The following is a 25,480-nucleotide window of genomic DNA, read 5'->3' as shown; positions in this document are numbered from 1 at the left end:
AGCGAAGGTCTGGTATATGAAAGCATTGGAAAAAAACATCGCCATAGAAGGCAGGCATCTCGTCAAAGATTTCAATCCCGGCGGGGCCGCCACGAAGGTACTCAAAGATGTATCTCTGCAGATAGCACAGGGGGAATTCGCCTCCATCATGGGCCCGTCCGGTTCCGGGAAAAGCACGCTCCTCTATATCCTGGGCGGCCTGGATACCCCCACATCAGGATCCGTCCTGCTCAACGGCACCGATATTTCCCGGTTTGACGACGAGAAAATGAGCCGGATCCGCCGTCAGAAAATCGGATTTGTTTTTCAGTTTTATAATCTGATACCCAATCTGAGCGTGGAAGAAAATATCCTGCTCCCCCTGCTGCTTGACGGCAGGAAAAAACAGGATTATAAAAGCGACTTGGAATATATCCTGGAGGTTGTGGGACTCTCCCACCGCCGCAGGCATACGCCCCGGGAATTGTCCGGCGGCCAGCAGCAGCGGGTGGCTATCGCCAGGGCCCTAATCAGCAGACCGGAAATCCTCTTTGCCGATGAACCAACCGGCAACCTGGATACAAAGACCGGAGAGGAAATTATGGCTCTTTTACAGGAGATCAACCAGACCAACGGGCAGACCATCCTTATGGTCACCCATTCTCCTGATGCCGCGAAAAGCAGCAGCAGGATTATAACGGTGCGGGACGGTATTATCTGTTAATCCAATGACTTTTCCACGCCGCTATGCTATGATAAATTTCAAATATACTCACATCTTAGATAACACAGCACGATAAAGTGGGAATTTGGGAGGAGCAGGGCCGATGAATAATAATTTGATTATGGATAATAACAGAAACTATTGGAATGAAAATGCAGACCTGTGGTTTGGAACCACTGCATTACCCGAATATGGGGTGAAATTTGTGACGGAGGATGACTTACATTTATTTGGAAATGTTTCCGGGAAAAAGCTGTTGGAGATTTGCTGCGGCAGCGGTCATTCTTTAAAATATCATGCAGAACGAAATGCCGGGGAACTATGGGGACTGGATATCTCCCAAAAGCAGCTGGATCATGCGAAAGCTTTGTTATCAGAAAATGGATATGCCGCAAAGCTGATATGTTCGCCTATGGAAGCAGACATTGATATCCCAAAGGATTATTTTGACTTTGTATACTCCATATATGGAATCGGCTGGACTACTGATTTACAGGGCACCTTTAAAAAATTAGCCTCCTATTTGAAAAAAGACGGCATCTTTATCTTCAGCTGGCACCATACCTTAAATTACTGTGTGGCATGGTCCTGCGAAGAACGCAGGGAAATATTGGAAAACGATAAATTAATTTTTCATAAAAGCTATTTTGATGAAACTTATTTTAAAATGCCTATCCATAACAGCGAAGTCATCTTATGCAACCGGAAAATCTCGACCTATGTAAACGCACTTGCCGGAGCAGGCTTTGTCATTGAAGAAATGATAGAACAGAATGACATGCAGAACATAGACAGCGATGATATCAAAGCTAAAATGGTTCCCATTTCCGTATGATTTAAGGCAAGGAAGCTGTGACCGGCATACCCATTTACAGGTTTGCTCTATCCTCATTGATGAAAAAAAGACCATCACCTTTATTACATAAAGCCAGACCGGAAATCTATGTTCTCATTTTCCGGTCTGGCTTTTTACTCATATCTGCCGCATTTTAGCATCCCATTCATTGGGAATGCCTGCAATAGGAGCGTATTGTTAAGCCCGTGAATACAGGAATTTCCACCAGGGCCGCCACAAGAATCACGTAAGGCGTCCATACACAGCGGCTTCCAATATGCAGGAAATTAAAATCCGTCATTTCTGAAGCAAACCCTCCCAATATTGAGACACCCCCGGAAGGCAGCAGGCACCGTAACCAGGATATTCCATTCCCGCCGGATGCCATAAATAAAATAATGGGACTCAGGAAAAACAGCAGAGCCAGCGCCAGCGCCGCCACCGTATTTTGGCACCGTGAAGACAGAAACAGGGTAAAGCTGACAGAAGCCAGCAGGCTTGCGAACCCGGCTGCCGCCACAGCCAGCTGCAGCTGCCCGATAGTCATGGCGCTCAGGCTCACGGTAGAAAAGACCAGCTGCATAGAGCTTTTTAAAAAATCCCAGCCAAAAAAGCTGTTGGAAAGGATCAGGTGCAGGGCCATGCACAGGGCAAAGGAAACAGTTGTAATCAGAACCGCCGCGGCCAGCTTGATCACCGCCAGCTTTCCTTTCCCGTATTTGGCGCAGCGCAGGATATCATCGGCATGAGTCTGATATTCTGCGGAATAAATCGGAGCGGCGATAATTACGCAGAGCAGCACCAGAAGAAAAATAGTCAGCATCTGATAATCATAGGCATTAGTGCTGTAGCCCGGATAAAAAGCAAACGGCATTTTTACCTTTGCATACATTTTTTCCGCCTTTTCCCCCGCCTCCGGATAATCCCTTTGTTCCAATTTCATCAGGTTTTTCAGGTGAACCGGGCAGTTCTCATAAAAATGATCCAGCCAATCCGGGTCCAGGGCAGCAATTCCCGGGGCCATCCCTGTTTCCGCATCCGCATATACCTCCGGTACTCTGGAAAGCAATGGGGCGACAGGAAGGATTTTTTCCACATATACCTCCGTGGGCAGTTGGTACATATATTCTTTTTCATATTCCCTCAACACCCGAACAGCAGTCTCCGCCGCGGCCTTCAGCTGTGCTTCCGTGATTTCTCCGGCTATTCCTGCCTGAGCCTGTCTTTTTACCCGAATCGCATCAAATCCTGTGAGCTCCTTTTCCACCCCATCCTCCACGACGGTCCTTATTTCAAAAGTCACCGGCAGCCAGGCCATCAGTACGGATATAAGAAGGGCCACCGCAAGCAGAATCCAGGTAGTCCGTGTCTTTATAACCCTTTTTAATTCCAGCCTGAATAATCTCATCGTCTTTTCCCTCCTTTGGTACCTCTCTCTTCTGTTTTCCGTCCATCCGTATTCTGGGGGAAAAGCCAGAGATACAGATCCTCCAGCCTGGGTTCCTCCGAAACAGAATCCTCCGTTTCCGGTCTGTCTCCCAGATAACGGATGGTAATATCGCCGTCCGGCTCATTTTTCAGATTAACAATGCGCAGCTTTTTCTCATAATCCGCCAGCGCGCGTGCAGGGATTTTTTCAGAAAAGACCTTTCCCTCCATGCGTTTTACCAATTCCGGCGTCGTTCCGGTTTCTATGATTTTTCCATCCTTCATAACCGCATTTTTCATGGCGATGTACTCCACATCCGGCACAATATGTGTGGATATGAGTACAATCCTGTCATGGGCGAACTCGGAAAGCAGGTTGCGGAACCGTACTCTTTCCCCTGGATCCAGCCCGCTGGTAGGCTCGTCCAGAATCAGGATTTCCGGCTCATTCAGTAGCGCCTGGGCGATGCCCACCCGTCTTTTCATCCCTCCGGAAAGCCTGACAATCTTTTTATTCTTCACGTCCTCCAGGGTGAGCGTTTCTAGAAGCTCCCCTATTTTTCTGCGGGACCATCCCGGCTTCAGCCCCTTTAAGGCCGCCATATATTCCAGATAATCCCTGACTGTAAATTCCGGGTAGAAGCCGAATTCCTGGGGCAGATACCCGAATATATCCCGGTAAGCCTCACCCAGGCTGTCTATTCGTATTCCGTCATAGGTAATCCGCCCCTTATCCGGTTTCAATATCCCCGCTATCATCCGCATCAGCGTTGTTTTTCCGGCCCCGTTGGCGCCAAGCAGACCCCATACGCCCGGAGTTATCCGCAGGGAAACATCGTCCACTGCCCTGTTATCCTGAAAACTCTTGCTCACCTGTTCCAAACACAATTCCATAATAACCTCGATTCCCGAAAAGCCCTCCGGCTTCTCTTTTTCTGTCTGTTCCATCCTGTCCCTGCTGCCATGCCGTAAAATTTACACCCCTACAAACTAAATCCCGCAGGGCATATACGCCATGTGCAGCCGGCTGTACTGCCGTGCCATAAATACCAGAAGGCAGAGGCACACCAAGGCCCAGCCGGCCGTAAAGGATTGAAGGTAAAAGGCCGGATAATATTTACTGAAAATCCCGAATACAAGAAGCAGGGCGGCACATGCACTCACACTGCAGGGAAGAACATGACTCCATTCCAAATGCTCCAGCAGATAAAACAATACCGCCGCCGCCAACAAAAATGGCACCACCAGATACAATACCGCGCTTCCGTATCCCAACGGCGTTATACGGACCGTCAGAAAAATCAAAATACTGAGCCCGATACCGTCCCCTATCCCTGCAAATACAATCCAGGATGCCATCAGCTTACCCGATGACATCTTTGCGGCCGCCTCCACCTCGTACATCCGGCAGCGCAGGGATCTTTGCAGGAAGGGGAGCACTGTCATGGCGATCAAAACTGCGCTGCAGCAGAGCAGGAACGGAATCTTATCCCGGCTTATTCCGTAAGAATCCCCGTATATCCTTGAAAGCAGGCCGCCCACCGCCGTAAACAGCGCCGCCTGGAGAAGCCATATCTTCCATCCGGCAAACTTAAGCTGCAGCAAAAGGAATTCCCCAAAACCGGTTCTTTCCCGTATGTTTCTTTTCCCACCGGCCTGCCGTACGGCTGCCAGGGTTCTTTCCAATCCCCCGCAGTCCCTGACGTTTTTTTCTGTTTTCAATTCCTCGCCAAGCCGTTTCTTCCAGTTATATCCCATTCTTTCCTCCTCCTTCCTGAATCTCTTTTTTTATCTGCTTTAATGCCCTGCGAAGTCTGGACTGCACCGTCCGCAGGGGAAGCTGAAGCACCAGACCGATTTCCCGCAGAGTCAGTTCCTGGGCAAAACGCAGCAGTACAATTTCCTTCCATTCCTCCGGAAGCCTTTCCACCAACAGTCCAAAATCCACCTCCGCTTCCGCCCGGACAAATTCCGGTTCTGTAAATTCCACTTCCTCGGGTAAAGGCTCCGCCTTCTTTTTCCGCCATTCATCCACACAGGTATTCGCTGCTATCTGATATAGAAAAGGCCTGAATTTCCCTTTATGCTCATACCTGTCCAAAAAACGGATCGCCTTGAGAAAGGTTTCCTGCGCCGCATCCTCCGCCGCCATCCGGTCAGGGGCATGCCACAGGCAATACCTCAGTATTTCCGGATAATACAGCTTCACCAACTCCTCCGGTGCATTTTCATCACCCTGCTTCAGTTTTTTGAATATTTCATCTTCACGCGTCAAGTCTTTCCTCCTGAGGGCGTCCCCTCTGGCTTCTGTCCGGCCTTCATTATATTAAAACGGATGAACTATGGGAAAATGATTTCACTTTTTAAATTTTATCTATCATTGTATAGAAAAAAAGCCGGATAAGCAACGCCCGCTTCCAACTCCTGCCCGGAAATCCGGCAAATCTGCCTTCCCGCGTCTTCTTTGGCGGCTGCCATCCCCTTTTATTATGCACATTGCATATTTTTGTTGAATCGTTCTGTGTCTTTTGTATATTTTCATATTTGTTGTTGATAAAATGAGTTTTTTTATCAAATTTCACAGAAATTTTATGGTACGTGCCATGGATTTATGGTAAAATATTAAAATCATTGCTAGTCATCTGCCTTTTTCTCAAATATCAGGCAGCTCATGTATTGACAGCTGGAAAAAATTAATGTTAAGCAGGGTTATCCTGCGGACAGCTGCCGGGATTCTTTTCCCGCCGTCATTTGGGTCAAACCTGAAATGCCGGCCGCCTTTTATTTCCCACAGCCTTGTCCTCACGAACGAAAGGAGTTCACATGTTAACGCAAGAAGAAATCACCAGCCTCGATGAGATTCTTTCAAGCCATGATTACGACAGCTCTTCCGTTATCGCAGTCATGCAGGACATTCAGAAGAAATATCGTTATCTTCCCGAAGACGCGCTGACCTATATTGCAGGGAAGCTGAAGCTGAGCGAAGCCAAAATTTATGGTGTAGCCACCTTTTATGAAAATTTTTCACTGGAACCCAAGGGCAGATATGTCATCAAGGTATGTGACGGCACCGCCTGCCATGTCCGTAAATCAATCCCCATTTTGGAAGAATTCCGGAATATCCTGGGCCTGTCCGAAACCAAGCATAATTCGGATGACATGCTTTTTACCCTGGAAACCGTCTCCTGTCTGGGAGCCTGCGGCCTGGCGCCGGTATGCACCGTCAATGACAAGGTTCATGCTGCCATGACCCCGGAAAAAGCACGGGAACTCATAAAAGAACTGATGGAGGAAGCAGCCAATGAAAATTAACAGCCGCGAAGAATTAAACCACTTGCAGGAATACTACAGCAGCCGTCTGAACGCACAGAAAAAAAGAATTCTGGTATGCGCAGGCACCGGCTGTGTCGCAGGCGGTTCCCTTCTGATATATGACCGCCTGAAAGAGCTTATGGAAGAAAAAGGGATCTGCTGTGAGGTTGTCCTGGAAGAAGAACCCCATGATCCTTCCCTTCATTCCGCAGCTGCCGGCACCGACGGCTGCTGCGCTGAAGGAAAAGAACCCATCGGATTAAAGAAAAGCGGCTGCCACGGCTTCTGTGAAATGGGCCCGCTGCTTCGTATCGATCCGGAAGGCCTTCTGTACATAAAGGTAAAAGTGGAAGACTGTGAAGAAATTGTCGAAAAAAGCATCCTGAAGGATGAAATCGTGGATCATCTTGTTTATCAGGATCATTCCCTCAAATCCTATCCTAAGCAGGAAGACATTCCTTTTTATAAAAAACAGACTCGTGTTGCCCTGGAATACTGCGGACATATCAATGCGGAATCCGTAAGGGAATATATCGGAGTAGGCGGCTACAGCGCCGTGGCCAAAGCCCTGTTTGACATGACTCCCCAGCAGATTGTGGACGAAATCACAGAATCCTGTCTGCGCGGAAGAGGGGGCGGCGGATTCCCCACCGGCCGGAAATGGGCCCAGGTTCTCCGTCAGACGGAAGAAACCAAATATGTTGTCTGCAACGGTGACGAAGGGGATCCGGGCGCATTCATGGATCGTTCCATGATGGAAGGCGAACCTCACCGTGTGCTGGAAGGCATGATCATAGCCGGTATCGCCACAGGCGCACATTATGGCTATATCTATGTGCGTGCGGAATACCCGCTGGCCGTATCAAGACTTCAGACTGCCATTGATCAGGCCATGGAAATCGGCCTTCTCGGCGACAACATTCTGGGATCCGGTTTTGGTTTCACCGTAAAAATCAGCCAGGGAGCCGGCGCTTTCGTATGCGGCGAGGGCAGCGCCCTTACCTCTTCTATTGAAGGAAACCGCGGCATGCCCAGAGTAAAGCCCCCCAGAACCGTGGAAAAGGGACTTTTTGAAAAGCCCACCGTTTTGAATAACGTGGAAACTTTCTGTAACGTAGCTCCCATTATTCTCAAGGGCGCGGAATGGTACAAGACTATGGGCCCGGCAAACAATCACGGTACCAAGGCTTTCGCCCTTACGGGAAATGTCAATAATACCGGACTGATTGAGGTTCCCATGGGAACCACCCTCCGGGAGGTTATTTTCGATATCGGCGGCGGTGTAAAGGGCGGCAATTTCAAAGCCGTTCAGATCGGCGGTCCCTCCGGCGGCTGTCTGTGCATCAGTGCTACCGAAGATCACCTGGATATGCACCTGGATTTTGATTCCCTCAAAAGAGTCGGCGCCATGATCGGTTCCGGCGGCCTTGTTGTCATGAATGACAAGAGCTGTATGGTGGAAGTGGCCCGTTTCTTCATGAACTTCACCCAAAACGAATCCTGCGGCAAATGCGTTCCCTGCCGGGAAGGCACAAAGCGCATGCTGGAGCTTCTCACGGATATCACAGAAGGCAGAGGAACCATGGAGCACCTGGAGCAGCTGTCCGAACTCTCCCAGACCATTTCCGACACCGCCCTGTGCGGACTCGGTAAAACAGCCGCTTTCCCGGTTGTCAGCACCATGAAATATTTCCGGGATGAATATATTTCCCATGTTGTGGATAAGAAATGTCCTGCAGGACAATGCAAAGCGCTCATCAACCTGCAGATTGATCCCGAGCTGTGCAAGGGCTGTACCAAGTGTGCAAGGCTCTGCCCCGTTTCCGCTATCTCAGGGGAGCTGAAGAAGCCTCATACCATTGATGTCAGCAAATGTATCAAGTGCGGCGCCTGCAAGGATGGCTGCCCGTTCCATGCAATTTATTAATTTCAAATAGTTTATGATTGCATACGAGAAGCATAAAGGAGAATCTGAAATGGCAAAATATATGATTATTGACGGCATAAGGGCGGATTTCGACCAGGAAAAAAATATCCTGCAGGTTATCAACAGCGTAGGTATCCATGTTCCCACCCTTTGCTATTATTCCGACCTTTCCATTTACGGCGCCTGCCGTATGTGTATGGTTGAGGACGAGCGGGGCAATTTAATCGCCTCCTGCTCCACCCCTCCCAAGGATAAAATGTCCATTCGTACCAATACCCCCCGCCTGCAGCATCACCGCAAGATGATTCTGGAGCTGCTGCTGGCCTCCCACTGCAGGGACTGTACCATCTGTGAAAAGAACCAGACCTGCCGCCTTCAGGAACTGGCAAGCCGCCTGGGCCTGACGGACGTTCGTTTCCCCAATACCAGAAAGCCCCAGCCTGTGGATAATTCCTCCGTATCTATCGTGAGGGATCCCAGCAAATGTATTCTCTGCGGCGACTGCGTAAGAGTCTGCAACGAAGTACAGCATGTGGGAGCCATCGATTTCGCAGAACGCGGCTCTTCTATGGTGGTTACTCCCGCCTTCGGCAAGAAGCTGGCGGAAACAGATTGCGTAAACTGCGGCCAGTGTGCCGCCGTATGTCCTACCGCTGCCATCAAAGTAAAAACAGATATGGATAAGGTATGGCGCAGCCTCTATGATCCTTCCAAACGTGTGGTTGTACAGGTAGCCCCCGCTGTCCGCGTTGCCCTGGGTGAAGCCTTCGGCCTCCAGCCCGGCGAAGACAGCATCGGCAGGATTTTCACCGCCATCCGCATGCTCGGTTTTGATGCGGTATATGATACCTGTGTCGGCGCCGACCTGACCATTATGGAAGAGGCAAAAGAGCTGGCTGAAAAGCTGGAGAGCGGTGATGACCGTTTCCCTCTGTTCACCTCCTGCTGCCCTGCCTGGATCCGTTTTGCAGAGACCCGCCATCCTGATATTTTACCTTATATCTCCACCTGTAAATCACCCATGGAAATGTTCGGCGCGGTTTTAAAAGAATATTATAAGGAAAAAGACGCGGAAGAAGAAAAGTCTACTATTTCTGTTGCCATCATGCCCTGTGTGGCTAAGAAAATGGAGGCTGTCCGGGAAGAATTCAAACGGGACGGCATCCCTGATGTTGACTACGTAATCACAACAAAAGAGCTGATCCGCATGATCCGTGAAAGCGGCATCCAGTTTGATGAAATTGATCCCGAAGCTCCCGACATGCCCTTCTCCATTTCCTCCGGTGCAGGCGTTATTTTCGGCGTGACCGGCGGTGTTACCGAAGCAGCCCTGCGCCGCCTTGTACAGGAGAAAAGCACCCAGGCGCTTCGTGACATCAAATTCTCCGGTATCCGCGGTATGGAAGGCGTAAAAGAAGCCCTCCTGGAATTGAACGGCCGTACTCTGCGCATCGGTGTGGTAAGCGGTCTCGGAAACGCGGACGATCTGATTGAAAAAATCAAGAGCGGAGAAGAACATTTTGACTTCGTAGAGGTTATGGCATGCCCTTACGGCTGTATTGCCGGAGCCGGCCAGCCCTTCTGCCACAAGGTGGATAAGAAAGAACGTATCGATGGCATGTACCGTTCCGATAAAGCGGCTCCCATCAAACGAAGTGAAGAAAATCCTGTTATTTATACTCTATATAATAATGGCGGACTGCTGGAAGGCAGAGAACATGAACTGCTTCATGTTCATTATGCCGGTGCGCATGCTCATGACTAAAACAGCCCGTTAACGGAAGGAAAGCCTATGGTAATCACACCGAATTTCCATTTCCATGGTGACTGCGAAGATGCCATGAAACTGTATCAGAAGGCCTTCAGCGGAGAAATCACCTGCCTTCTGCGCTACCAGGATGCCAATCCACAGGATTATGTCGCTGACAGCCGATGGGGCAGCCGTATTTATCATGGCGAAATGCTTCTTTACGGCATACGGGTAATGATGTCGGATCTGGAACCTGCGGAAGCGGAAAATAAGCCGGAATCACCGCCGCTATCCCTTGTGGTAACTATGGATACGAAAGAGCAGGTCATGGAAGCCTATCAGGTCATGAAGGAAGGGGCGTTGATCCGTGAGCAGCCCCAGAGTACTACCTACAGTTCCTGCTTTGTTTCCCTGGTTGATCGATTCGGAATCCGGTGGGAAATTATGACGGAACAGACATTGCAATAAAAATGAAAAAGGAGCTGCCGAACTTTTTATTTGGTTCGGCAGACTCCTTTCAAAAAAATATCTGTCTGCTGAATATTGGTGTTCTAAAATAAAATCAGATCTTATAAGTCGGTGCAGTTTCGTATGTTCGGGCTACATTTTGACAATCCCTTGTTCTTTCTCTCTTTAGTAATTCATCTATCATAAATTCCATATATAATTTACTGTACTTGCAGAGTTGATATTATTACAAGACCAATCTGCTGCGTCCCTTTATACTCTTTTTCTTTGGTAGAATTTAAATGTTTCTATGTCTGTCTTTTTCACCCCACAATATAACTCTCCAATCATAAGTATATCCAGCCGGCATTTTCAAATATATTCATCCAGTCACTTTAAAGTTATTAATACGGAACCATAAAGAAATATACTAATTGTAAATAGCACAAAAGAGGAAACTATATAATTAATGAATATTGATTTAATAAAAACTCAACAATATTTAGAATGGTTAAAAGATAAATTATATTTAAACGCCATTTCATCCTCCGCCAAAAATCGAACGGTATATCGAGGTCAGGTATACCGCTGTAATTTTGGTGTTGGTATAGGCAGTGAAGAATGCAAGGAAAGACCCTGCGTAATTCTTCAATACAATTCTGCAAATAAAACTTCTCCTAATGTACTCGTCGCTCCAATTACGCATACTGCCTCAAAGTTACCTGTTGTTGTACCAATAGAAAATAAAAAGGATTCTGCCGGCAATACTCTGCTTGATGGCAATGTTCTGCTTGGTAATATCACCTGCGTAAGCAAAGCCCGGCTTGGAGACTATATTACTGAACTCACAGCCGCAGAAATGAAAGAAGTCGACAAAGCAATTTCTTTATCCCTTGACGTTTATCATTACTATCAAACCATACTGAATATTTACAATGATAAACTTTTGTATATCGATAAGCTGAAAGAACACAATACAACTACTCAAAAAAAGCTGGATACTGCGCAGGAAACTATAAATCAATTCAATCAACTGCTTAAGCAATATCATTTTGTAAATATCTGTGAACTATCTGAATTCCTTGAAAAATCAAATACAAAAAAGTAGACAAAAAAAGAGTTTCATGGTAGTATAAAAATACAAGTAAAGCACTTACGTGTAAGGTGCTGTTATAGTTTTTCAAGCAAGGGAACTACGTGTGAGTTCCCTATATTTTTATCTTTGTATAAAGCAATCACAGAATGTATCATCTATTATTACGATTATCCTCCATCGTAATAATCAACCTCATCCCTGTTTTCCGGTTATTCAAAGGGATATCGAATTCCCCACTCCGCCCGCATCCCATCCAGGATATCCATCACCCGGATCGTTTCCGCATGAGGCATTTCCGGACATTCCAGCGCTCCTGTCTCAAGGGCCCGCATACAGGCTTCCACTTCATATTCATAGCCGCTTATCTGGGCCGGACGCTCTATATGCTTTATCTCTTTATGCTCTCCGTCATATACTGTCAGGCTTTCAAAGTTATTAATATTCTCAATAACCATACTTCCTTTTGTCCCGTGAATAATACCCTTCCGATCGCTGAATACGAGCACCGAACTGTTTATAACAGCCATCTTTCCGTCCTCATAAACCAGTGCTGCACTGTTCTGCTCATCCACCCCGGTATCCATATAAGTACATGTGGAGGTAACCTTGGCAATATCTGTCCCGAATATCATCAGTGCAAAATTAAGCGGATAAACACCTACATCCAGAAGTGCTCCTCCGGCAAGCTCCGGAGTGCGCATTCTATACGAATCCGCTGCCACATATCCCAGATTGGCCGTGAGAAGCTTCGGTTCCCCTATACTTCCTGACTCCAGTTCCTTTCGGATCGTCTGAAGCATGGGCATGTACCTGACCCAGATAGCCTCCGTAATAAAAACACCGGCCTTCTCTGCCATCGCTATCAGCTCTCTGGCCTGCTTCGCATTGGCCGTAAAGGATTTTTCACATAGCACCGGCTTTCCATGCTGAATGCACAGCTTTGCGTTTGCAAAATGCTCGGAATGAGGCGTGGCAATATAAACCAGATCCACATTTTCATCCTTCACCAGTTCCTCATAGGATCCATAGGCTTTCTGAAACCCATATTCCTCTGCAAATCTGTCCGCTTTTTCCTGGCTTCTGGAACCAATGGCATATGCTTCCACATTATCCATCTCCGCAATGGTCTTTGCCATACAGACCGCAATACCTCCCGCTCCTATAATCGCCATCCTCATTTTTTTCATTTTGAAATTCTCCTTTTCTGCCTTTGCACTTATGTCTCTTTTCTATATCTGCACACCCTTTTCCCGAATGAGGACAGGAATGCCCCCGGATTACTCCCCGTACCGGTACCTCTTCCGGAAAGCATCTTCCAAAGCGTCCGTTTCCCATGGGAAAATACAATACTCAGGCGTTCCTGCTGCCGCCAGCTCCTTCAGCCGTTCAAACTCTATCCAGCAGACACCCTCCACCTCTTCCTCCTGAAGCTTCAGTTCCTCTTCCTTAACAGGCTTATCATATAAATAAACCGCAGAGATTTCCCTGTCCAAAATATGGATCCCTCCAAACCATTCATCCACCTGACAGGGATAAATTCCCCCAAGAAACAAGTCTTCTTCCTTTGCTTCCAGCCCCAGTTCTTCCTGCAGTTCCCGCAGCGCTCCCTGGATAAAGCTGTCCCCTGCGGATAAATGGCCGGCACAGGAAGCATCGTAACATCCCGGGAATGTTTCCTTCAGCCGGCTGCGCTTCTGCAGAAGCACCTCAATTTTCCCATTCTTCCGGCGCACCAGCCAGATATGGGCTGTCCCGTGCCAGTCGCCGTCCCTGTGAACCGCGCTTCTTTCCTTTACCTCTCCCGTAGGCTCCCCTTCCGGAGTCCTGATATCAAACATTTCCATTCCTTTTCCCTCATACCTGTCGGTCTTTCCCGTGTAAACATTACAGCAGCCCGAAGGCTGCTGCATAAAAATTCCTGTTTTATTGTATCACAAAGAAAACATCACTGGCAAATGGTCCGTCACCGCCGTTATACACCTTACTGTTTCCCATATTATCGGCTACAGACACCCTTTTTATCCGGTAGGTACCCGCTTCCTTCGTCTGGCTCTTTTTGATTGTGCCGGAATAGAGCCTATCCCCCTGATAATCCAGATTAATGCTGACAGCCTTACCGTTTTCATTCTCAAAACGCACCGCTACCGTATCCACACCGGAAAAATCATCCGCCACCGCAGCAGTCACCGTAATCTGCGACTCCTTTGCGGCCTGCACGGGGGATACCGTTACCGCCCCAAGCACCGGCGCTGTCTCATCCACAGCCGCCACACCGTTTGTCACAGCAAAACCGGCCGTAAAAGGCAGCGTCTGGTATTTGTCATTTTCCTCTCTGTCCTCAGCGCGGCAGTATTTCAGATATTCTCCATTATTATCCTGCAGAATTACTTTATCCAATACATAATTGCCGGCAGGTTCATAAATACTCATCGTTATCCAGCCGGCATAAACGCCATTGGAATAATCCTTATCTCTCAGAATTTTAGTGACACTTCTGTCATTTTCCAGGTTTCTGAACTGTACATTGATATGATCCAATCCAACTGCCCCCGGAAACGCCTGCACGGCTACATAGATCTTCAGATCCTTGCCGTCCGCAGTCATCCCGCCTGCCGCAACCGCCCCAAGAACCATTCCCTGCTGAACCATTCCTGAAGCGTCCGCTTCCGCCAAAGCCTGCGTTCCCGTCTCCTCTGCCGATACAGGCACGGAGGGAAACGAAGCTGACACTGCCAAAACCGCTGCCGCCGCTATTCCTGTCATTCTGTATAATTTCTTCATCCGCTCACTCCTCCTTTTACCTTTGAAAAAGTGCTTTTGCTCTTTTTCATTCTATCATATCTCCGGTAAAAGAAAAGAAATTTTTGGATTTCTGATTATGTGTCACAGCTCAACTGCTATATAAGGCATTTCCGTCATCCGCAGATTGGTGCACCCATAAGGCTGAAGGACCTTCTCTTCCGGTTCACCCATCGCTTTTCTTTCGGAAGGCGCCACGGCACAGACGCCATATTTTTCTTCCCACGGTACCTTCACCATTTTTGTTTTCAGGCAGACAGGCGGTTCTTCCACGGAAAAAGGATAATCCCCTATCTTACCGTGACTAATTTCAAAGCTCTCCGAACAGAATCCATAATTCCAGTCAGACACAGGTGTGAACTCATAATCACAATAGGGCGCTTTGCGTTCCACCCCATCCCGGGTATATTCCAGGATACGGCACTGTGCCTCAACAGGAAGCGAAAATACAAGAGGGCCGCGCACAACAGCTTTTGAACCGAAAGGACGATCCGCAAGCATAGTATCAAATACAAAACGAACAGGAATCCGGGTACTGCCTTCCCATGTCCTGTAAATCCGGTAAAAGCTTTCCGGCTCCGCTTTCTCCCCATCCACAAAAGCCTCTTTGGCAAAACCGGGAATTCGGATCAGCAGCTCCATGGTCACCGGACGATCTGTGGTTACTTCAATCACCGCCTCGTCACGGAACGGATACTCCGATACTATCTGAAGATCCACTTCAGCACCATCACGCCTCACCTTTGCCTCTACAGGAACCATAGACATCACCGCCAGCCCTTCCCCACTCCGCATCAGGGCCGATAAGGCAAATTTAGGCCAGGCCTGATTAAAATTCGCCGTACAGCAGCCAAAATTAGGTTCCAGCCCAAACATATGGGCTTCTCCTCCATTGGAATTAAAAGGAACCCCCTCCTCCGGAATTCTGCTGCAGCTGATCTGATTGGTCATCTGCACATACTGGTGCGCCCACATATCCGGAGTCGTAGTTGCCGGAAGACAATTAAAGGCCTCTTTTTCCAGAAGATCTCCCCAGAAGGAATCCCCTGCCGCCGATAAAAGAACCTCGCAGGAATACATGGCCTCCGCCACGCTGCAGCATTCACTTCCCTAAACAGGAGAATCGCCTGACAGACACTCGTCCCCTGTGAAATGACCGGTCGCCATGCTGTTATACTTCATTATCTTTTGATACATCTTCCTGGCAAAGGCATTTCCGTCCTCCCCCGTAACAAGAGACATCAGCGCCCTGGATTTCAGCGCCATAGCCGTATTTACCACATGATTCAGCTGCGTCCAGTATTTATCCGCAGCCGGATGTTGAAAATCAAAATGCTCATAAAGCTTTTCATAATCCAGCCCTTCCGCGTCCAGCACACACATAAGCTGAAGCATCCACTCCTCGGGCCGTCTTTCATACAGCCATAATAAAGGAATCAGACATTCATACCATCTGGCTGCTCCCCAGTTGAAAAGCGTATTGTGGGTAATGTGATCGAGCAGGTTTTTCATAGCGCGGTAAACCGCCGGCTCAATCCGTTCATCCCCCGTACAATCATGATAAAGCACCAGAACCTTGCAGATCAGAAAAACAGCCCACACATCATATGTATTTCTCTCATCCTTCCCGCAGGGACAGATCCATCCGTCCTCCTCCTGACGGGCCAGGATTGCATCAATATATTTTCCCGCTCTCTTTATGAGATCCTCATCTTCCAGCAAATAGGCCAGCGGAATGAATCCATCCAGCCAGTACGGCACCCTCTCCCAGCCTTCCTTGTCCCCGCCTATCCACTTGCTGTCACGAATATCCGGCCAAATCAAATCCAGGTGCCCCGAAAGCCCTTCCGCCTGAATTTCCAGCTGCCGTTTCAGCCACCCCTGCGGCCGAAGCTCCTTTGTTGTGAGCGGAACGAATTTTCTTTCTTGCATACTCTTATCTCCTTATTCTTAATTTTATATTTCTTTTTTGGTACAAATGTTTTATTCTGTAAATACAGATAAACCAATCCTTTTTCAATCCTTCCCTAAAAAGAAAGGCGGTTTGCCATGGAAACTATTTTCCTCTCCCCTGCCCCCATGCCATATCTCACAGACTGCAATCTGAAACGCTTCGGCATCAATGAATACCACTGCTCCCGCTGCTGCGGATACTTTGTCCTTATTTTCATGCTGAAAAATACTCTTCAGTTTACAGAAAACGGGATTCTTACCACCCTTCATCCGGGAGAATGGTATATCCAGAGAAAAAATATCCGTCAGGACGCGTCCCGCCCAAGCCCGAAGGCGGAATACTACTACATTCATTTCGAAGCCGCCTATACCGAGGATCGTACCAACCGGCTTATGCTTCCTGTCCGGGGAACCTTTCAGCCCGGCCTTTTCCTGCCGCTCCTTCAGCAGCTGGAACGCCTTCTGAACCGGACTCCGTGCAGCCATCTGGAACTGCAGAGCGAATTCTTCAGACTGCTTGGCCTGCTGTATACCCAGGAACAATCCTATACGCCGCTCACCGCCGGCCTGATGCGCTACCTGAATGAGAACTATGCCTCCCACATAACCGGAGAATCTCTGGCAGAAGCCTTCCACTATTCCTCCGAATATATTGACAAAAAAATGAAGCAGGAGCTGGGGATGACTCCTCACGCCTATCTCACCTGCATTCGTCTGCAGAATGCCAAAAAGCTTCTGGAACGCACCGATCTTCCCATTCAGAAAATAGCTTCGGAATGCGGCTTCTCGGACAATTCCATATTTTACAAGGCATTTAAAAAGAGCTTTTCCTTAAGCCCCAGTGAATGGCGGAAAAGAAATCAGTTCCCGGATCGGCGTACCGATACCGTATCTTCATCATAGTATGAAACCGTTTCTTTTTTAAGTTCAAAAACAGGAAAATACATTGCAAATCTGGTACTAAAAAGAGTATGTTATAAACAGGTGAACCGATATATGGACAGAAAAGAACGGATCAATCAAAGGCTTCCTCAAAACGGTTACCAGATGACTCAGGAATAAGGAGAAAGATATGTTCAATATAAGGGAAATCCAGGAAAACGTAATTTATGAAGCCATCAAAGCCGAAAGCAATGAAAGTATTGCCGGAGAAGTGGTTTATGGCAGAGAAGGTGCGGCACAAACAGAAACGAATCCTGATTGGGTAAGGTCTGCCATGCAACGCCTGGAAAGTAAGTTTGATTACCATACCGTAAAGAAAATACGAATGAACTGCCAGTGCGGTTACGGCATGGACGAAAAACTTGCTCTTGTAAGGGAACTTATGGCAGATTCCTCCAGTATAGAGGAATTCACAGCTTCAGAGAAGGCAAAGGCCGCCGGACTTTTCTGCAAAGACGGTGAACTTTTTCTGCAGTTTAATTTTTGCCCCTGTCCCATGCTCGCGGAGGTGGAAAAGTTAGAAAGCTATACATGGTGTCAATGTACTGCCGGTTACAGCAAAGTGCTTTTTGAAAAAGCGTTTGCCTGTAAAGCAGACGTAGATCTATTGAAAAGTATAAAGATGGGTGATCCCGTATGCCTTATGAAAATCACTCTCCATGATCCCGTCTGGCGATAAAATCTATGATAGATCAATATTTTTCCCTACACTCACTGTTAAGAGCCGGATAACCGGCTCTTAATCCTTTTTACAGCTCCCCTTTGGCCAACAGATTGTCTTTTCCCATACCGCAGACAAACTCATTTGCATCATATCTATAACAGAAATCCAGGAAATCAGAACGCTGCTTCGGATCCTTCATTATTTTTACAAGCAATTCGTTCGGTATTGTCCTCGCATATGCGCCCGGTCCTGCCAATTCAATATTTTTCACGCCCGACCTGCTCAGTATATCCCTTAATTCATCCGGCATAAACGTATATGTGATACACCAGGGAGCTCCTCCCTGTTCATATTCCGCTATTTCCTTTTCGCCTCCCATAAGTCCCTCTGCCAACAGCTTTTCTGCCGCTTTTTCATCAAAAGAAAAGGACTTCACAGCGTTATCCTTATTGGCCACACACCTCCTTACCCAGGAATCGCCACAGTTTTCATCCAGAATAAACTGATTTTTCTGAAGCGGATTTGCCAGATAAGGAAGGTATCCCATACGGCTTGATACACTTATGATGATACGCTTTCCGGCAAGGCGGACAAGCTCCTGAATCACCTGTTCCTGATGAGGATAAGTGTACGAGATCGGAGCATCAAAGGATATGACCAAATCAAAGGATTTACTGTCAAATGCGCTTAAATCCTCCAACGCGCCTTTGACAAAGGTTATTTGTTCCAGGACGCCTGCCTGCCGGGCCAATTCCTTCGCTTTATCTATCATCGGCTGCGAAATGTCAAAGTGCGTAACTTTACATCCCTGTTTTGCAAGAAGAATAGAAAACCTCCCGCAGCCCGCTCCCCCGTCAAACACCGTTTTTATTCCGTCCAGATTGTCGAGCAGTGTTTTTTCAATATGGCTTTTCTGGATAATATCATCGATAAACGTTTCCTCACGATGACTTTCCAACTCCCCTTTTTCAGGCAGATTCCACAAACGCTCCGATATTTTTCTGCTATAGTCCATATAACCCCTCCTGCGGCTGCCGCAAGTATTCATAATCCACTCACTGCCGCTCTTTTCTTGCTTTCAGAAAACACAGCGGCAACAGCCCTTCATATAAAATCCCGTGCTTCATGGGAGTAAAGCCATGTTCGGATACAAAGGCAATCAGCTCTCCCGCATTCCATTTATGATACGTATGAAAACCGATCCCCTCCATCATACGCATCCTGAATTTCGGCATTTTCCCTTCTATCTGTACAAAGGTGGGAGCATACAAAATTCCGCCCGGCTTCAGTACCCGGGATATTTCCGCCAGCGCCTTTTCCGGATAAGGCATGATATGAAGGGCATTGGCTATTACCACCACATCAAAGCTTGCAGGTGCATAAGGCAGAGCCGTAGCATCCTGTACCGAAAAAAACAGCCTGGAAGAATGCTCCTTCTTTTTTGCCTCTTCAATCATCTTTTCTGAGAAATCCGTAGCTTCCCAATGTCTCACATATTGGGCCAGCGCAAAAGAAAGCTGACCGGAACCGCATGCCAGCTCCAGCACATCCATATCCCGGTTCAGATCCGGCTTTATCCGCCTGCTGATATTTTCATAAAGCTTATGGCTGTTTTTCATGAAAGGCCCGTAAAGAAAAGCCACCTTCTGCCAAAAATTAATATTCGATTCCTCTTTCATGCCATTCCTTCTTTCCCCTCTGCCTCTATGATTGTGTATCTATGGGAACGGCAGCTACTCCGACATTCAAAAAAAAGCTATCCAGAATTTCCTTATTCTCCTCATACAGCTCTTTGGAAATCGTACATACCACAGCATAGTATGCATAATCAAACCCCGGCACCGTCAGCGCTATATATTCCTTAATTAAAACATCCTTATTTTCATCTTCTGCTTCCTGCGTATAACGTTTTCCCAGAAGACCGGTATTGGTTATAAAATCCGTTCCCTCTTCCCCTGTGGGCTCCTCACTGTCATATCCCCCTGCTATAATGATTTCTCCTGCTGTTTTCCCTTCTATATAAACCTTAAAGCCCCATTCATTGCTTTCCATTTCATCGCCCGCATTCACCTTTTCATAGGTACTGTATGTCCAGTCAGGAGGAAGTGTCATAAAAAGATTATCCACAAATCTATGATGCGCGAATGTATGATCGATTACGGTCTCTTCTTCTACAACGCTCTGCCCATTACTCATAACTTCCGATGCTCCGCTTCCCAGACATCCGGTAAATCCTAAAAAGCATAACAGTAATATTGCCAGCAAGGCTCCATAATATTTACGCAAGTCATATCCTCCCACTATTCATAAGTCTCTCCCATATTATAGCAAATAAAAAAAGCCTTGAATACACAAGACTTTTTTTTCGTAAGATTTTTACATGAGCGGCCTTATCGCAAAAAACTGAGGATCCGCTTTCTCGATTTCCACATCCTTCTCTTCCGCATAATCCCCTCTTTTTTCCGGGACAAAATAATCCGTCCAGCCATTTTTTTCCTGTCCCAGCCAACAGATGCTGTAACGTTTTTCCGCCGTATCAAGAATCACTGATTTTATTGTGCCGAAGCCCTCCGCATAATAATTTGCAGTCATTCCCTCCGGATATTTTTTCAGCAGCAGCTCCCGAAGCCCGCTCTCCCTGATACGGTTCTCCGCTTCGGCAAAAGCTGTAAGCCTGTCCCTCCTGACTATTGAATTTTCCATTGCCGCAGGCTCACGGGAGACCAGCTTTTCAATCACAATATGATTCGTTCCGCATAAATACTGCTTCTCATCCGCCGGTTCGATGCTGGTATAAGCCTTCTCCCCATTCATTGTCTCAAACAAAATTCCTGTCCCGCTGCAATCCGCCAGAAACAGATTAATATTATAAGCGATTGGCATCTCCATCACCTTCTCCAGCGCCTCTTTCGCATCCCCGCAATTCTCCAGCAGGCTTCTGATAACCGCCCAGAACTGCAGTCCTTTCAGCACAGGGGCACGCATTCCCGGCAAATTGCTCACAGGGAAACCACAGGAGGTCATGGAAACTGCCAGTCCCTTTTCATTGATTCCCTCTGTCCTGCCAAAACCCACGATAGAGCCGGAAATGTGGGCATATTTTCCCGCAGGCGCGGTACGGTACAGCTTCAGATCCTCATCCTCCAAGGTGAATTCATAATTTCTTGCAATTTTTGTATGACCATCATCGGTTTTCTTTCCCGTGAGGATCAGACCGGAACAGCCCGGCACCAGATATGTCATCCAGGTATAAGCAATATCCCGTACTGCTATTCCGGCCTCCTGCGCATAGCCTTCCAGTTCTTCCCGAATCCCCGGACAGTACCTGTCATATAATTGGAATGCTTCCTCCATTTCTTTTCCGCCGAACTTCTCCGGATCCGGAATATATATATGATTTTTCTCCGGCTGCTTCGCCATCTGTTTTCCGATTTCCTGATAAGTCCCTTCCAGTTCCCAATAGCTTACCTGCTGCTTTTCCATATAGATTCATCCTTTCTTTTTTAATCCTGTTAATGAGGAAGATGAATCTATTTTAAAGGCAGATGATATATTAATCCTGTCAGTTATTGCACAAAAGTGTCCGTTACCGGCCTCATGACAAAAAACTCCGGCAGAAACCTGCCGGAGTTAACTCTTTTATAAATAGGGAACCTACGTATTAAGCCCCTGTAATATCCGTCACATGCAGATAGGCATCGGAACCACGTGAACAGTTTACAGTAATATTTTTTCCTCTGATTAAAACCTTACAATTATTAAGATTCTTCACCGTATCAAGTTTCAGTTCCATCACTCCCTGGGGCGTATTCAGATAAAGCATATTCTGGTCGGATCTGCCGTCTACGGTTCCGGTTACGGTAATCACTGCTGAATCAAGTGTTACCGAAGAAGGGCTGTCCTTTTCTCCCACGAGCCCCGCAGCATGAAGGTAAGCATCTGTACCCCGGTAAAAATAAACAGTAATCTTTCTTCCGGGTGTAAGAACCATTCCGGAGCTTGTATCCGCGCTGTTATCAATTACAAACTGCATCTCCCCTTCATTGGTGGACAGATACAGGAGAGTTTCCTTCGTGCTGTCCTTAACCGTTCCTGTTACCGACATATAAGCGGAATTGTTGCCCAACTGACCTGTTGCCGCCGCCTTATCGGAAATCGTCACCGCATGCATATAGGCGTCCGATCCTCTCGCACAGGTAATCTCATAGGTCTTGCCCAACACAAGAAAAGGAGTCCCGCTTAAGTTTGTGGTGGGATCCAGCTTAATCTGCATTTCTCCCTGATTCGTCTTAAGATAGATAAGCTCTTCCGTCGTCTTATCCCCAATCGTTCCTGATACGGTAACCGTTGTGGAAGAATCAAGGGTAGCCGTAGAAGTCGGCCTGTCCGTGGTTATCTTAACCGCATGGAGATACGCGTCGGAACCGCGGGACACCGAAACACTGACTTCCTTGCCGGGAAGCAGTATCTTGCATGCACTGGTATCTGTTCCGCTGTCCAGCTTGATCTCCATATTTCCCTGCTTCGTGGAAAGCCTGAGAAGCTCCGATGTCGTTCCCGACAAAATGGTTCCGTAAACAGTGGCAATGATCTCATCCGCCTGTACTTCAAGACGGTTTCCGGGTACTATGGTAAGCCCTAATATAAGGCAGAGCGTCAAACATAGCTTTGCAATTCCACACTTTTTCATAACTGTGCCTCCTCTTATCCGTAAAAAACTTCACGCAAACGACAATTACATAAATTTATCATATAATATTTGATATGGAAAAGCAATACACTTTCGATAGGGTGCACATAAAAAGTTGGTTATTTACTAGGTTCCGATCATTGACATTTCGACCTACGAAGCTTCCGATACAATAATATATTCGATATGTTCTTCCAGCCACTTTACTGCGAAAAACATTATACCGCAAAACAGAAAAAGTAAGATGCATATTAAATCATCAGTACTGGAACGGGATATATGCAGCAAATCATAGCCTGCCGTAAAACCAATGATTACAAGCAGACCAATAATCACATTGCGGTGGGCTTTGCAAAAGGAGATACTGCTTGCATTATAATCCCCCACTGTCATTTTTTTTGGTGTCATCAGATAAATCAACAGGACAAAAAATGACCATAAAATCATTAAACCTGTCACCGATTCTGCAAGAATAATAAAAGGTACATAATTACTATCCCTTGTAAATATCGTCCCCTTCCAGAAAAGGAATACTCCTGCTGCCATACATAAGAAATAAACAATACGCAGCACTGCGTATTGTACCGGAGTCAGCTTTTGTTGATAATATTTGCCTTCATAGACTCTTATGGTCCTGCTTCTTCCTTTTTCATCCGTAACCTTTTTTTCTGTATATCCCTCAAAATGCTTGTAATAGGCCTTATGCTGAAATACTTTCCTTTCAGACGGCATAGCAGCTGAATTATAATTTTCTTCCAATCTCCGTAAAAATTTACTCATACTTACCTCTGCTGTTTTTCTGATTCCTCTCTGAATAAAAGAGGCAGAAAATAGAGCATTGCCTGGCGGCTGACCATCCAGGAATGATTGCCTTCGCAAGAATAAAAAATCGCTTCTATATGTCGTTTTTTCAGTTCTTCCATTTCTTTTTCCTGCTGCTGCGCATATTCTTCCGTACCTCTTGCATAAAATAAAAGCTTATGCTGTGCATTGAATATGTCGGCATTTTCTTCAATAAAAAAGTCTGCCGGGCTATAATGCCCCCTCTGACCAGGCAGCTCCTCTAATATCCGTCCGCTGAATACGCCGATATAATCAAATAATTCCGGGTGATTAAACGCCGTCCATTGTGCCTGTGACGCTCCCAATGAATTTCCAGCAATCGCCCGGTATTCTTTACACGGAATCACCCTGTATTTATCCTCAATAAAAGGAATGACATCCTGTTCCATAAGTGCCGAGAAATTTTCCAGAATGGCATTATTTCTTATTTTATCCCTTGCAAAAACATACCCTGCCGTCATAACTACCAGCATATCTTCTATTTTATTCTCTGCTGTCAGATTATCCAGTATAAGATTGATTTTGCCAGGCCAAAGCCATGCTGTTTCATTCTCTTCCCCACCGTTAAGTGCATATAATACCGGATAGGATTTCCGGCTTTCATCGTAGAAAGGCGGTGTATATACCCAGCAAATCCTGAATTGTTCCGTAACAGATGAGTAATAATATTCTCTCCTTACAGAGCCATGAGGGACATCCTTAAGAATATAACAGTCTGCTTTTTCATCCGGCACATCAATATAATTCCGGGCACCGTTTCCATAAAAAATAACAGGAGCAGTCGTACACAGTTTTTCTTCTCCATCAAAATACCACCGGATAATATGTATTCCCGCAGGAATATCATATAGTTCCAGACTCCAGTAACCATCCCTGTCTTTTACCAAGGGATATCTTACTTCATTTTCTTCATCATCAAACTGAACCTTGACGGAATTGACTCCCTGTTCATAGATACGGAAACGAACACCTCCTTCTTCCAGCAATGTGACGGCGGAGGATGAATTTCCATCTTTTTTATGCTGCTCCGGTTGGCCAAAGTCCATTGGGCCGGCATTATAACCGTTAAAATAATTTTTCATTCACCTTTTTCCTCTTTTCTGAAGAGTGCCTGTATCATATCACTTACAGCACCGCGCCACATCTGCACATTTTTTTCTTCCGTACAAAAGCAGAGTACCGCCTTATGTCCGTTCTCATAAACTTTCTTCTGCAAGGTACCTCCAAAAACTCCAATACCGCTGAAACACCGCTGATTATGCAAATAGATTTCCTGTGCCAGTAAAGACCCCTCCTCCAAACCGGCGACTGCACGGTTTCTGCCATCCGGTATCACACGAAAATGAGCCTCCACAAAAGGTATGACATCCTTACAGATGAATGCTTCCGTACTTGCATCTTCCTCGCAGTCCTCATATTTTCCGGCTGCAGTACATACCATTATCATTTCCTGGCATTTGTTTTCATGAACCAGATTGTCCAGAAGAAGATCTGCCTTCATATTCCAAATCCAAGTAGTTTCATTTCCCTGCGTACCGCTTAAAAGGTACAGTACCGGATACTGCCTTTCTTTCTCTTTTTCATAAGAGGGAGGAGTATATATCCAGCAGTTCGTATATACTCCATAAACATCTGAAAAAAGATATTCCTGACGGACCGTACCATGGGGAACCTCTTTCAGTAAAAAATCGTCATTATTTTTTTCCGGGATTTCCGCAAAATTGCATATCTTTCCTCTATGATAACATAGTGGAGCACGACAGTTTATTTTACAGATGCCGTCAAAATACCATTGCATGATATAACGTCCTTCCGGCAGCTCCCGAACTACTGCATCCCAGTTTCCTACTCCGTCCGAAAGCAATACAACGTGCCGTATCTCATCTTCCTCCAACAGAAACGATACCTCAATCGTTTTAACGAGGGTTTGATAAACATACAGCCGTAATGTCCCATCGTCCATCAAGGTCACGGTCTGCGGTTCCATACCATATGGCAGTCCCCTTTTAGGCGTATACGGATATTGGCAAAATTCCAGCGGACCGGCGTTGCATGCATATAAATGTCTCACTATAAATTACTCCTCCCCTC

At 46.7% G+C, this 25,480-nt stretch carries 26 protein-coding genes; 9 read left to right on the top strand and 17 right to left on the bottom strand.

Features of this window, described 5'->3' with window-relative positions; all coding sequences use genetic code 11:
- The first annotated feature begins 16 nt into the window (after positions 1-16).
- Both BLA28_RS23405 and BLA28_RS23400 read left to right on the top strand, forming a co-directional pair.
- Complete coding sequence (locus BLA28_RS23405) at positions 17-703, top strand: ABC transporter ATP-binding protein (protein ID WP_069155362.1); 687 nt, start codon at positions 17-19, stop codon at positions 701-703.
- Positions 704-806: 103 nt separating this feature from the next.
- The gene (locus BLA28_RS23400) at positions 807-1,538 is read left to right on the top strand and encodes a class I SAM-dependent methyltransferase (RefSeq protein WP_069155361.1); all 732 of its coding nucleotides are present in this window, start codon (positions 807-809) and stop codon (positions 1,536-1,538) included.
- Between the two features lie 166 nt (positions 1,539-1,704).
- Here the strand turns inward: BLA28_RS23400 and BLA28_RS23395 are convergent, their stop codons facing one another.
- From BLA28_RS23395 to BLA28_RS23380, 4 genes are all read right to left on the bottom strand, one after another.
- The gene (locus tag BLA28_RS23395; RefSeq protein WP_069155360.1) at positions 1,705-2,946 is read right to left on the bottom strand and encodes an ABC transporter permease subunit; all 1,242 of its coding nucleotides are present in this window, start codon (positions 2,944-2,946) and stop codon (positions 1,705-1,707) included.
- A complete protein-coding gene (locus BLA28_RS23390; protein WP_069156512.1) occupies positions 2,943-3,860 on the bottom strand; it encodes an ABC transporter ATP-binding protein in 918 nt (305 codons plus the stop codon). The genes BLA28_RS23395 and BLA28_RS23390 overlap by 4 nt, the downstream gene beginning before the upstream one ends.
- A gap of 96 nt (positions 3,861-3,956) precedes the next feature.
- On the bottom strand, positions 3,957-4,724 hold the full coding sequence (locus BLA28_RS23385; RefSeq protein WP_069155359.1) for a hypothetical protein: 768 nt from the start codon (positions 4,722-4,724) through the stop codon (positions 3,957-3,959).
- Positions 4,714-5,241, bottom strand: a complete 528-nt coding sequence (locus tag BLA28_RS23380; protein WP_069155104.1) for an RNA polymerase sigma factor — start codon at positions 5,239-5,241, stop codon at positions 4,714-4,716. The genes BLA28_RS23385 and BLA28_RS23380 overlap by 11 nt, the downstream gene beginning before the upstream one ends.
- 548 nt (positions 5,242-5,789) lie before the next feature.
- Between BLA28_RS23380 and BLA28_RS23375 the strand changes: the two genes are divergently transcribed.
- The 5 genes from BLA28_RS23375 to BLA28_RS23355 all read left to right on the top strand — a co-directional run bounded on the left by BLA28_RS23375 (position 5,790) and on the right by BLA28_RS23355 (position 11,510).
- A complete protein-coding gene (locus BLA28_RS23375; protein ID WP_009254144.1) occupies positions 5,790-6,278 on the top strand; it encodes an NADH-quinone oxidoreductase subunit NuoE family protein in 489 nt (162 codons plus the stop codon).
- Positions 6,268-8,205 (top strand): NADH-ubiquinone oxidoreductase-F iron-sulfur binding region domain-containing protein, encoded by a 1,938-nt coding sequence (locus BLA28_RS23370; protein ID WP_069155358.1) that lies wholly within the window; start codon positions 6,268-6,270, stop codon positions 8,203-8,205. Before BLA28_RS23375 ends, BLA28_RS23370 begins: the two co-directional genes overlap by 11 nt.
- Before the next feature lie 49 nt (positions 8,206-8,254).
- Positions 8,255-9,970, top strand: coding sequence for a [FeFe] hydrogenase, group A (locus BLA28_RS23365; RefSeq protein ID WP_069155101.1), 1,716 nt, complete (start codon positions 8,255-8,257; stop codon positions 9,968-9,970).
- A gap of 27 nt (positions 9,971-9,997) precedes the next feature.
- Entirely contained in the window at positions 9,998-10,423 is a 426-nt protein-coding gene (locus BLA28_RS23360; protein WP_069155357.1) for a VOC family protein, read from the top strand.
- 448 nt (positions 10,424-10,871) lie between these two features.
- A complete protein-coding gene (locus BLA28_RS23355; protein WP_071699521.1) occupies positions 10,872-11,510 on the top strand; it encodes a type II toxin-antitoxin system PemK/MazF family toxin in 639 nt (212 codons plus the stop codon).
- Positions 11,511-11,707: 197 nt separating this feature from the next.
- Here the strand turns inward: BLA28_RS23355 and BLA28_RS23350 are convergent, their stop codons facing one another.
- From BLA28_RS23350 to BLA28_RS23330, 5 genes are all read right to left on the bottom strand, one after another.
- Positions 11,708-12,718: a Gfo/Idh/MocA family protein gene (locus BLA28_RS23350; RefSeq protein WP_270561106.1), complete on the bottom strand. Its 1,011-nt coding sequence runs from the start codon at positions 12,716-12,718 to the stop codon at positions 11,708-11,710.
- Between the two features lie 57 nt (positions 12,719-12,775).
- Entirely contained in the window at positions 12,776-13,408 is a 633-nt protein-coding gene (locus BLA28_RS23345; protein ID WP_143131518.1) for an NUDIX hydrolase, read from the bottom strand.
- A 13-nt stretch (positions 13,409-13,421) separates the two neighbouring features.
- Positions 13,422-14,279, bottom strand: a complete 858-nt coding sequence (locus tag BLA28_RS23340; RefSeq protein WP_071699519.1) for a hypothetical protein — start codon at positions 14,277-14,279, stop codon at positions 13,422-13,424.
- Positions 14,280-14,381: 102 nt separating this feature from the next.
- Positions 14,382-15,377, bottom strand: a complete 996-nt coding sequence (locus tag BLA28_RS23335) for a glycoside hydrolase family protein (RefSeq protein ID WP_071699518.1) — start codon at positions 15,375-15,377, stop codon at positions 14,382-14,384.
- 30 nt (positions 15,378-15,407) lie between these two features.
- On the bottom strand, positions 15,408-16,229 hold the full coding sequence (locus BLA28_RS23330) for a hypothetical protein (protein ID WP_071699517.1): 822 nt from the start codon (positions 16,227-16,229) through the stop codon (positions 15,408-15,410).
- Between the two features lie 117 nt (positions 16,230-16,346).
- Here BLA28_RS23330 and BLA28_RS23325 point away from each other — a divergent pair, with 117 nt between their 5' ends.
- Positions 16,347-17,153, top strand: a complete 807-nt coding sequence (locus tag BLA28_RS23325) for an AraC family transcriptional regulator (protein WP_071699516.1) — start codon at positions 16,347-16,349, stop codon at positions 17,151-17,153.
- A gap of 169 nt (positions 17,154-17,322) precedes the next feature.
- Complete coding sequence (locus BLA28_RS23320) at positions 17,323-17,871, top strand: DUF6144 family protein (protein WP_069155352.1); 549 nt, start codon at positions 17,323-17,325, stop codon at positions 17,869-17,871.
- Between the two features lie 70 nt (positions 17,872-17,941).
- Here the strand turns inward: BLA28_RS23320 and BLA28_RS23315 are convergent, their stop codons facing one another.
- The 8 genes from BLA28_RS23315 to BLA28_RS23280 all read right to left on the bottom strand — a co-directional run bounded on the left by BLA28_RS23315 (position 17,942) and on the right by BLA28_RS23280 (position 25,460).
- Entirely contained in the window at positions 17,942-18,871 is a 930-nt protein-coding gene (locus BLA28_RS23315) for a methyltransferase domain-containing protein (protein ID WP_071699515.1), read from the bottom strand.
- 40 nt (positions 18,872-18,911) lie between these two features.
- On the bottom strand, positions 18,912-19,535 hold the full coding sequence (locus BLA28_RS23310; RefSeq protein ID WP_071699514.1) for a class I SAM-dependent methyltransferase: 624 nt from the start codon (positions 19,533-19,535) through the stop codon (positions 18,912-18,914).
- 25 nt (positions 19,536-19,560) lie between these two features.
- On the bottom strand, positions 19,561-20,142 hold the full coding sequence (locus BLA28_RS23305) for a hypothetical protein (protein ID WP_044970092.1): 582 nt from the start codon (positions 20,140-20,142) through the stop codon (positions 19,561-19,563).
- Between the two features lie 90 nt (positions 20,143-20,232).
- The gene (locus tag BLA28_RS23300; RefSeq protein WP_071699513.1) at positions 20,233-21,339 is read right to left on the bottom strand and encodes a C45 family autoproteolytic acyltransferase/hydolase; all 1,107 of its coding nucleotides are present in this window, start codon (positions 21,337-21,339) and stop codon (positions 20,233-20,235) included.
- A gap of 178 nt (positions 21,340-21,517) precedes the next feature.
- Positions 21,518-22,546 (bottom strand): hypothetical protein, encoded by a 1,029-nt coding sequence (locus BLA28_RS23295; protein ID WP_069155347.1) that lies wholly within the window; start codon positions 22,544-22,546, stop codon positions 21,518-21,520.
- 153 nt (positions 22,547-22,699) lie between these two features.
- Positions 22,700-23,326, bottom strand: coding sequence for a hypothetical protein (locus BLA28_RS23290; RefSeq protein WP_069155346.1), 627 nt, complete (start codon positions 23,324-23,326; stop codon positions 22,700-22,702).
- A gap of 2 nt (positions 23,327-23,328) precedes the next feature.
- Positions 23,329-24,471 (bottom strand): alpha/beta hydrolase-fold protein, encoded by a 1,143-nt coding sequence (locus BLA28_RS23285; protein WP_044970100.1) that lies wholly within the window; start codon positions 24,469-24,471, stop codon positions 23,329-23,331.
- Positions 24,468-25,460, bottom strand: a complete 993-nt coding sequence (locus BLA28_RS23280) for an alpha/beta hydrolase (RefSeq protein ID WP_069155345.1) — start codon at positions 25,458-25,460, stop codon at positions 24,468-24,470. Before BLA28_RS23280 ends, BLA28_RS23285 begins: the two co-directional genes overlap by 4 nt.
- Positions 25,461-25,480: the final 20 nt, after the last annotated feature.

Source organism: Eisenbergiella tayi (assembly GCF_001881565.1).
Lineage (GTDB): Bacteria > Bacillota > Clostridia > Lachnospirales > Lachnospiraceae > Eisenbergiella > Eisenbergiella tayi.
The sequence above is the reverse complement of the archived record's forward strand: the minus strand, read 5'-3'. Positions and strand labels throughout refer to the sequence as shown.

What these genes read in the sequence shown, in the direction of transcription:
- BLA28_RS23365 (WP_069155101.1), top strand. Translation starts at nt 8,255, where the DNA reads ATGGCAAAATATATGATTATTGACGGCATAAGGGCGGATTTCGACCAG.
- BLA28_RS23340 (WP_071699519.1), bottom strand. Translation starts at nt 14,279, where the DNA reads ATGAAGAAATTATACAGAATGACAGGAATAGCGGCGGCAGCGGTTTTG.
- BLA28_RS23355 (WP_071699521.1), top strand. Translation starts at nt 10,872, where the DNA reads ATGAATATTGATTTAATAAAAACTCAACAATATTTAGAATGGTTAAAA.
- BLA28_RS23300 (WP_071699513.1), bottom strand. Translation starts at nt 21,339, where the DNA reads ATGGAAAAGCAGCAGGTAAGCTATTGGGAACTGGAAGGGACTTATCAG.
- BLA28_RS23320 (WP_069155352.1), top strand. Translation starts at nt 17,323, where the DNA reads ATGTTCAATATAAGGGAAATCCAGGAAAACGTAATTTATGAAGCCATC.
- BLA28_RS23345 (WP_143131518.1), bottom strand. Translation starts at nt 13,408, where the DNA reads ATGCAGCAGCCTTCGGGCTGCTGTAATGTTTACACGGGAAAGACCGAC.
- BLA28_RS23385 (WP_069155359.1), bottom strand. Translation starts at nt 4,724, where the DNA reads ATGGGATATAACTGGAAGAAACGGCTTGGCGAGGAATTGAAAACAGAA.
- BLA28_RS23375 (WP_009254144.1), top strand. Translation starts at nt 5,790, where the DNA reads ATGTTAACGCAAGAAGAAATCACCAGCCTCGATGAGATTCTTTCAAGC.
- BLA28_RS23400 (WP_069155361.1), top strand. Translation starts at nt 807, where the DNA reads ATGAATAATAATTTGATTATGGATAATAACAGAAACTATTGGAATGAA.
- BLA28_RS23395 (WP_069155360.1), bottom strand. Translation starts at nt 2,946, where the DNA reads ATGAGATTATTCAGGCTGGAATTAAAAAGGGTTATAAAGACACGGACT.
- BLA28_RS23325 (WP_071699516.1), top strand. Translation starts at nt 16,347, where the DNA reads ATGGAAACTATTTTCCTCTCCCCTGCCCCCATGCCATATCTCACAGAC.
- BLA28_RS23390 (WP_069156512.1), bottom strand. Translation starts at nt 3,860, where the DNA reads ATGGAATTGTGTTTGGAACAGGTGAGCAAGAGTTTTCAGGATAACAGG.
- BLA28_RS23310 (WP_071699514.1), bottom strand. Translation starts at nt 19,535, where the DNA reads ATGAAAGAGGAATCGAATATTAATTTTTGGCAGAAGGTGGCTTTTCTT.
- BLA28_RS23315 (WP_071699515.1), bottom strand. Translation starts at nt 18,871, where the DNA reads ATGGACTATAGCAGAAAAATATCGGAGCGTTTGTGGAATCTGCCTGAA.
- BLA28_RS23290 (WP_069155346.1), bottom strand. Translation starts at nt 23,326, where the DNA reads ATGAGTAAATTTTTACGGAGATTGGAAGAAAATTATAATTCAGCTGCT.
- BLA28_RS23335 (WP_071699518.1), bottom strand. Translation starts at nt 15,377, where the DNA reads ATGTATTCCTGCGAGGTTCTTTTATCGGCGGCAGGGGATTCCTTCTGG.
- BLA28_RS23295 (WP_069155347.1), bottom strand. Translation starts at nt 22,546, where the DNA reads ATGAAAAAGTGTGGAATTGCAAAGCTATGTTTGACGCTCTGCCTTATA.
- BLA28_RS23405 (WP_069155362.1), top strand. Translation starts at nt 17, where the DNA reads ATGAAAGCATTGGAAAAAAACATCGCCATAGAAGGCAGGCATCTCGTC.
- BLA28_RS23360 (WP_069155357.1), top strand. Translation starts at nt 9,998, where the DNA reads ATGGTAATCACACCGAATTTCCATTTCCATGGTGACTGCGAAGATGCC.
- BLA28_RS23330 (WP_071699517.1), bottom strand. Translation starts at nt 16,229, where the DNA reads ATGCAAGAAAGAAAATTCGTTCCGCTCACAACAAAGGAGCTTCGGCCG.
- BLA28_RS23370 (WP_069155358.1), top strand. Translation starts at nt 6,268, where the DNA reads ATGAAAATTAACAGCCGCGAAGAATTAAACCACTTGCAGGAATACTAC.
- BLA28_RS23285 (WP_044970100.1), bottom strand. Translation starts at nt 24,471, where the DNA reads ATGAAAAATTATTTTAACGGTTATAATGCCGGCCCAATGGACTTTGGC.